Origin of the sequence: Neisseria sp. HMSC065D04 (assembly GCF_001815675.1) — a bacterium.
In the GTDB taxonomy this organism is placed as follows: Bacteria; Pseudomonadota; Gammaproteobacteria; order Burkholderiales; family Neisseriaceae; genus Neisseria.
Map to the genome: position 1 here is coordinate 119,068 of NZ_KV821557.1, position 6,757 is coordinate 125,824.

General features: G+C 52.1%; 6 protein-coding genes. 5 read left to right on the top strand and 1 reads right to left on the bottom strand.

The window, feature by feature from the left end; translation table 11 throughout:
* The first annotated feature begins 220 nt into the window (after positions 1-220).
* Positions 221-1,780 (top strand): TerC family protein, encoded by a 1,560-nt coding sequence (locus HMPREF3050_RS12635; RefSeq protein WP_070775027.1) that lies wholly within the window; start codon positions 221-223, stop codon positions 1,778-1,780.
* Positions 1,781-1,895: 115 nt separating this feature from the next.
* Here HMPREF3050_RS12635 and HMPREF3050_RS12640 read toward each other — a convergent pair whose 3' ends face one another.
* Positions 1,896-2,834, bottom strand: coding sequence for a LysR family transcriptional regulator (locus tag HMPREF3050_RS12640; protein WP_070491331.1), 939 nt, complete (start codon positions 2,832-2,834; stop codon positions 1,896-1,898).
* A 231-nt stretch (positions 2,835-3,065) separates the two neighbouring features.
* On the opposite strand from HMPREF3050_RS12640, the gene HMPREF3050_RS12645 reads away from it, so the two are divergent.
* The 4 genes from HMPREF3050_RS12645 to HMPREF3050_RS12660 all read left to right on the top strand — a co-directional run bounded on the left by HMPREF3050_RS12645 (position 3,066) and on the right by HMPREF3050_RS12660 (position 6,687).
* Positions 3,066-3,815 (top strand): Nif3-like dinuclear metal center hexameric protein, encoded by a 750-nt coding sequence (locus HMPREF3050_RS12645; RefSeq protein ID WP_070775028.1) that lies wholly within the window; start codon positions 3,066-3,068, stop codon positions 3,813-3,815.
* A gap of 122 nt (positions 3,816-3,937) precedes the next feature.
* On the top strand, positions 3,938-4,519 hold the full coding sequence (gene petA / locus HMPREF3050_RS12650) for a ubiquinol-cytochrome c reductase iron-sulfur subunit (protein ID WP_019270983.1): 582 nt from the start codon (positions 3,938-3,940) through the stop codon (positions 4,517-4,519).
* Positions 4,520-4,537: 18 nt separating this feature from the next.
* Positions 4,538-5,887 (top strand): cytochrome b, encoded by a 1,350-nt coding sequence (locus HMPREF3050_RS12655; protein ID WP_003776257.1) that lies wholly within the window; start codon positions 4,538-4,540, stop codon positions 5,885-5,887.
* Positions 5,888-5,901: 14 nt separating this feature from the next.
* Complete coding sequence (locus HMPREF3050_RS12660; RefSeq protein ID WP_003765585.1) at positions 5,902-6,687, top strand: cytochrome c1; 786 nt, start codon at positions 5,902-5,904, stop codon at positions 6,685-6,687.
* Positions 6,688-6,757 lie beyond the last annotated feature (70 nt).

Genomic DNA, 6,757 nt, shown 5'->3' on the forward strand with positions numbered 1-6,757 from the left:
GTCGTCTGAAAACGCAAATTCCAGTTTTCAGACGACCTTTTGCCATCCGCCTTCCAAACTGCTAAACTATTTACATTATTTTTACTTGAGACATACGCACACATGAAAGACCCAGAGCAGCATGACCGCCCGCCGTTTTTCGTGCGTATCGATATGAATCAGGCAGCTTGAGCGTTTCAGGCTGCCTTTTCGCGTTTGAACACAAAGGAATACAAAAATCATGGATTTCAGTTGGTTGGCAGAGCCGCATACTTGGATAGGCTTTGCCACGCTTCTGGTACTCGAAGTCGTCTTGGGGATAGACAACCTCGTTTTCGTCGCCATTTTGGCGAACAAAGTCAAACCTGCCCAACGCGACCGCGCCCGCATTACCGGTCTGGGGCTTGCGGTCGTTATCCGCATCATCATGCTCGGCTTCATGGCACACATCATGACCCTGACGCGCCCGCTGTTCCACATCAGTGGGTTGGACGTTTCCGGCAAAGACATGATTATGCTCGCGGGCGGTATCTTCCTGCTCTACAAAGCCACCACCGAGCTGCACGAACGCCTCGAAGGGCATAACCAATTTGCCGTTGCCGATAGTCAGAAAAAACACGCGCGATTTTGGAGCGTGGTTGCCCAAATCCTGATTCTTGACGCGGTATTTTCCATCGATTCCGTCATCACTGCCGTTGCGATGGTCGATCATATCGTCGTCGCCATGGGTGCCGTTGCCGTTGCCATGACCGTCATGATTTCCGCCAGCAAACCGCTGACCGAGTTTGTGGACAGGCATCCTACCGTTGTCATGCTCTGTTTGGGTTTCCTGCTGATGATCGGTTTCAGCCTCATTGCCGAAGCCTTCCATTTCCACATCCCGAAAGGCTACCTCTACGCCGCTATCGGCTTCTCCATCCTGATTGAAGCATTCAACCAAATTTCGCAGCGCAACAGCCGCAAAAACGACTACATCAGCAGCTCGTGGCGCAAACGCACCGCCGAGAACGTCTTGGGCATGATGGGCATACGCGAAAGCGTGCTTGCCAAAGCGGGCGACGAAGCAGAGGACGACGGGCATTTCGAGGAAAACGAAAAATCCATGATACGCAGCGTCCTTACGCTTGCCGAACGTCCCATCCTCGGCGTGATGATTCCCCGCCGCGACATTGAGCGTTTGGACATCTCCCAAAGCCGTGAAGAGCAATATGCCCAACTGCAAAACACCCCGTACAGCCGCCTGCTCGTCGTTGGTAAAGCCGGTGTGGACGAACCGTTGGGCTACATCAACAAAAAAGACCTGCTCGCCCAACTGCTCGAAACCGGCGAACTCAATATTCAAGCCGTCCTGCGCCAGCCGCTTGTCCTGCCGGACAGTGCGACCGCGTTAGGCGCGATTGAATTGTTCCGCCAAAGCAGCGCGGATTATGCTTTGGTAGTCGATGAATTCGGCGCAGTTTTGGGCATGGTTACCATGAAAGACCTGCTGGAAACCATTGCCGGCGAATTCCCCGAAGAGTTTGAACGCCAAGAAGAACCCGCCGTTCAAGAAAATGCCGATGAAAGCCTGACCGTGGACGGTTCGCTCGAATACGTCGAACTCGCGCCGCAACTCAACCTCCCGGCACAAGAGGAAGATGCCGACTTCCACACTGTTGCCGGACTGATTATGGAAGAGCTACAAAGCATTCCCGATGTCGACGATTTTGCCGATTTCCACGGCTGGCGTTTCCAAGTCGTTGAAAAAGACGGTCAACGCATCGAGCGGGTAAAAATCACCAAGCTGCCTGAAGAAGGCTAAATCGGGATAGGAAGTAAAAAGGTCGTCTGAAAACCTGAGATTTGGGTTTTCAGACGACCTTTTGATATTGAAGTCGGATTGATTTGATACTGTAACACTGTGTTTCAAGAAAACATTAATCGTGTCCGTGCATTTCCAGTTCGCTCAAGCCGGGGAGGTCGGCGAAGCTGCGTTCGCGGACGATTTGGCAGAAGTTGTCGAGATAGCTTTTATCGGCGTCTTCGGTGCGCGTGGCGGCGTAGAGTTCGCTTTGCAGGCCGTTGGCGGTGATTTGGCGGTGGACGACGTAGCCTTTTTCGAGATAGGGCATCACGGTCCAGTAGGGCAGGGCGGCGATGCCGCGTTTGCTGGCGACGAGCTGGATGATGGCGATGGTCAGTTCGCTGCGGCGGCGCGGTGGGTTGATGCCTTTGGGTAACAATATTTTTTTGGGCAGGTCGAGCATTTCGTCGGGAACGGGATAGGTGATGAGGGTCTCGCCGATGAAGTCTTCTGCCTCCCAAACGGTTTTGGCGGCAAGCGGGTGGTCTTGGGCGCAGATGCCGACCATTTCGTAGGCAAACAGAGGGCGGAAGCTGATGCCGTTTTGTTTTTCGGCTTCGGATACGATGGCGAGATCGGCGCGGTGTTGCAGCAGGAGTCCGACCGGATCTGCCTGAAAGCCGGAAACGATGTCCAATTCGACTTGCGGCCACATGGGGCGGAATTCGCCCATCGCGGGCATGAGCCAGTCGAAACAGGTGTGGCATTCGACTGCCAGCCGCAATTCGCCTGCTTCGCCTTCGATGATGCGGGCGAGGTCGCGCTCGGCGGCGGAAACTTGAGGGAGGAGTTCGCGTGCGAGCCTCAACAGGCGTTCGCCGGCGGGTGTGAAGCGCAAGGGCGTGGATTTGCGCTCAAACAGAGGGGTGTCGTAATAGTTTTCAAGCGCGCGGATTTGGTGCGAAAGGGCGGATTGGGTCAGGAAGACACGCTTGGCGGCAAGGGATACGCTGCCAGTTTCTTCGAGTGCCAGCAGGGTTTTGAGATGGCGCAGTTCGATGATGGAATCCATTGGTTTTCACGCTTTCAGACGACCTTTTGAGACGGGCAATATTAAAATATTTCATGCCGGGGTGTAAATGCGGGCGCGTGTTGAACGGCGTGGGGATTGGGGCGCGTCAGGGTTTGCGGTTAGAATGTGGGTCCGATTTTGTATGAATATGGTGAATTGACTTGAAACGGAGATGGCGTTGTTTCGCTTTGTCCTGTGAAACTCAATCCGCTATGTGTTGAAAGGAATGATATGGCGAAACGCAACGATATTTTGGCGTGGTGTGACGAGGTGTTGCAGGTCGGAATGTTCAAAGACTATGCGCCCAACGGTTTGCAGGTCGAGGGCAGGTCGGAAGTCGGCAAAATAGCGACATCGGTAACGGCAAGCAAGGCGGCAGTCGATTTTGCTGCGGAGCAGGGCGCGGATATGCTTTTGGTGCACCACGGGATGTTTTGGAAAAGCGAGCCGGTAACGATTACGGGCTGGAAAAAAGTGCGCATCGAAACATTATTGCAACACCAAATCAATATGGCGGGCTACCACCTGCCGCTGGATGCGCACCCTGTGTTGGGCAACAACGCGCAGCTTGCCGATAAGTTGGATTGGGAAGTCGAAAGGCAGTTCGGCGAACAGAACCTGTTGAATATAGGTCGTCTGAAAACGCCGCAGACTTTGGCTGAATGGTTGCAACACATTGCTGCAACGCTGGGACGGCAGCCCGTAGCCGTCGGCGATATGTCGCGCGAAATCAAACGTATCGCATGGTGTACCGGCGGTGCGCAGGGATTTTTTCAGACGACCATAGACGAAGGCGTCGATGCTTATTTGACCGGAGAAATCTCGGAATCGCAGTTTCACCTTGCCAATGAAACAGGCGTTGCGTTTGTCAGCGCGGGACACCATGCGACGGAACGTTACGGCATCCGCGCCCTGGGCGAGGCCGTGGCACAGCATTTTGAGTTGGAAGTCTGTCATTTCGATGAAGATAATCCCGCTTAAGCCTTGATAATCGTCATGAAAATTTACCTTAATTTAAATAATGCTTTGAGTATCACGGTAAACTAGGTAGAATTACATCGTTTAATGGCTCGGTATTCCCAAAATTTTAGGACGACTGAATAATGGATAATCAAGAAATCAATAGCGGTCGCCGCCGCTTTTTGACGCTGGCTACGTGCGGCGCGGGCGGTGTGGCGGCTTTGGGCGTAGCTACGCCTTTCGTGGCAAGCTTTTTCCCGTCGGAAAAAGCCAAGGCCGCAGGTGCTCCCGTCGAAATCGATGTCAGCAAAATCGAATCCGGACAAATGTTGACTGCCGAATGGCAAGGTAAACCGATTTGGGTGGTTAACCGTACCGATCAGCAGCTCAAAGACCTGAAAAGTTTGAACGGTGCGGTTGTCGACCCTAATTCTGATGTGGATCATCAGCCCGAAAACTGTAAAAACGAGACCCGTTCGATTAAGCCGAACATCCTTGTAGCCATCGGCATCTGTACCCACTTGGGCTGTTCGCCGACCTACCGTCCAGACGTTGCTCCTGCGGATTTGGGGGCAGACTGGAAAGGCGGTTTCTTCTGCCCTTGCCACGGTTCGAAATTCGACATGGCAGGCCGCGTATATAAAGGTGTTCCTGCACCGACCAACCTGGTTGTTCCGCCCTACAAATATCTGAGCGATACGACAGTCTTGGTAGGCGAAGACTAAAAATAAGGAACGATAATTATGGCAAACCAAACCAATAGCAAAGCAAAAGCATTGTTAGACTGGACGGACGCTCGTTTCCCTCTGTCTAAAATGTGGAATGAGCATTTGGCTCAATACTACGCGCCGAAGAACTTCAACTTCTGGTACTACTTCGGCTCTTTGGCTCTGCTCGTCCTCGTGATTCAAATCGTCAGCGGTATCTTCCTGACCATGAACTACAAACCGGACGGCAACCTGAATGCCTATCACCTGCCTGCTGCCTTTACCGCAGTAGAGTACATCATGCGCGACGTGTCCGGCGGCTGGATTATCCGCTACATGCATTCTACCGGCGCATCTTTCTTCTTCATCGTCGTATACCTGCACATGTTCCGCGGCCTGATTTACGGTTCGTACAAAAAACCGCGCGAATTGGTGTGGATTTTCGGTTCCCTGATTTTCTTGGCATTGATGGCCGAAGCCTTTATGGGCTACCTGTTGCCTTGGGGTCAAATGTCCTTCTGGGGCGCACAGGTGATTATTAACCTGTTCTCTGCTATCCCTGTTATCGGTCCTGATTTATCCACTTGGATTCGCGGCGACTTCAACGTTTCCGACGTTACCCTGAACCGCTTCTTCGCACTGCACGTTATTGCCGTACCGCTGGTGTTGCTCGGTTTGGTCGTGGCACACATCATCGCCTTGCACGAAGTGGGTTCGAACAACCCTGACGGCGTGGAAATCAAGAAACTCAAAGATGAAAACGGCGTTCCGCTCGACGGCATTCCTTTCCATCCGTACTACACCGTCAAAGACATCTTGGGCGTTGTCGTATTCCTGATTGTTTTCTGCTCCGTATTGTTCTTCGCCCCTGAAGGCGGCGGCTACTTCCTTGAAGCCCCGAACTTTGATGCGGCAAACGCGCTGAAAACACCGCCGCACATTGCGCCGGTATGGTATTTCACCCCGTTCTACGCCATTTTGCGTGCGATTCCTTCATTCCTCGGTACTCAGGTCTGGGGTGTAATCGGTATGGGCGCGGCAGTTGTCCTGATTGCCCTGTTGCCTTGGTTGGATAAAGGTGAAGTGAAATCCGTCCGCTATCGCGGCCCAATCTTCAAAACTGCGTTGGTTCTGTTCATCATTGCCTTTATCGGTTTGGGTATTTTGGGTGCGATGGTAGCAACCGATACCCGTACTTTGGTTGCGCGTATCCTGTCCGTCGTCTATTTTGCATTCTTCCTGGGTATGCCGTTCTATACCAAACTGGATACAAACAAACCGGTTCCGGAACGCGTAACCATGAGCACCACTAAACAAAAAATCATGTTCTTTGTTTATGTCGGTATTACCGCAGTGGGTGCTTACCTGTTTGCAACCAATATCTGATGAGGGCAGCGAAAATGAAACATACCCTGAAAAACTGGTTTGCTGCCTTGTTATTGGCAGTGCCTATGAGTGCCGCCGTCGCCAGCGGTGGCGGACACTATGAAAAAGTCGAGATTGACCTGCGCGACCAAGTCAGTTTGCAGCGCGGTGCTCAAATTTTCACCAACTACTGCTTATCCTGCCACTCGGCAAGCGGTATGCGCTTCAACCGTCTGAAAGACATCGGTTTGACTGATGAAGAAATCAAGAAAAACCTGATGTTTACGACAGACAACGTCGGTGATGTCATGTTGGCGGCGATGAATCCTAAAGATGCTGCCAAATGGTTTGGTGCGGCTCCTCCGGATCTGACGCTGATTGCCCGTTCTAAAGGCGCGGATTATCTGTATGCCTATATGCGCGGCTTCTATAAAGATCCGACCCGTCCGAACGGTTGGAACAATGTCGTATTCGACAAAGTCGGCATGCCTCATCCCTTGTGGGAGCAACAAGGCGTTCAAGCGGTTGAGCTGGATGCAAAAGGTCAGCCGGTCATGGTGAAAGACGAACATGGCGAATTGAAACCCAAGCTCTATTGGGAATCTACCGGCGCGCACAGCCGTCGTTTGCCAAACGGCAAAGTCGTCCAAACAGAGTACGATGCTTATGTACGCGACTTGGTGAACTATTTGGTTTACATGGGTGAACCGGCGCAACTCCAGCGCAAACGTACAGGCTATATCGTGTTGATGTTCTTGCTTGCAGTAATGCTGCCTCTGGCATACTTCCTGAAAAAAGAATATTGGAAAGACGTTCATTAAGTCTTGTAATAAAAAAGGCAAACCTAATCGGGTTTGCCTTTTTTATAGTGGATTAACTTTAAACCAGTAC

Excerpts from the sequence above, each read along its gene's own strand:
- HMPREF3050_RS12635 (WP_070775027.1), top strand. The coding sequence starts at position 221 with ATGGATTTCAGTTGGTTGGCAGAGCCGCATACTTGGATAGGCTTTGCC.
- HMPREF3050_RS12660 (WP_003765585.1), top strand. The coding sequence starts at position 5,902 with ATGAAACATACCCTGAAAAACTGGTTTGCTGCCTTGTTATTGGCAGTG.
- petA (WP_019270983.1), top strand. The coding sequence starts at position 3,938 with ATGGATAATCAAGAAATCAATAGCGGTCGCCGCCGCTTTTTGACGCTG.
- HMPREF3050_RS12655 (WP_003776257.1), top strand. The coding sequence starts at position 4,538 with ATGGCAAACCAAACCAATAGCAAAGCAAAAGCATTGTTAGACTGGACG.
- HMPREF3050_RS12645 (WP_070775028.1), top strand. The coding sequence starts at position 3,066 with ATGGCGAAACGCAACGATATTTTGGCGTGGTGTGACGAGGTGTTGCAG.
- HMPREF3050_RS12640 (WP_070491331.1), bottom strand. The coding sequence starts at position 2,834 with ATGGATTCCATCATCGAACTGCGCCATCTCAAAACCCTGCTGGCACTC.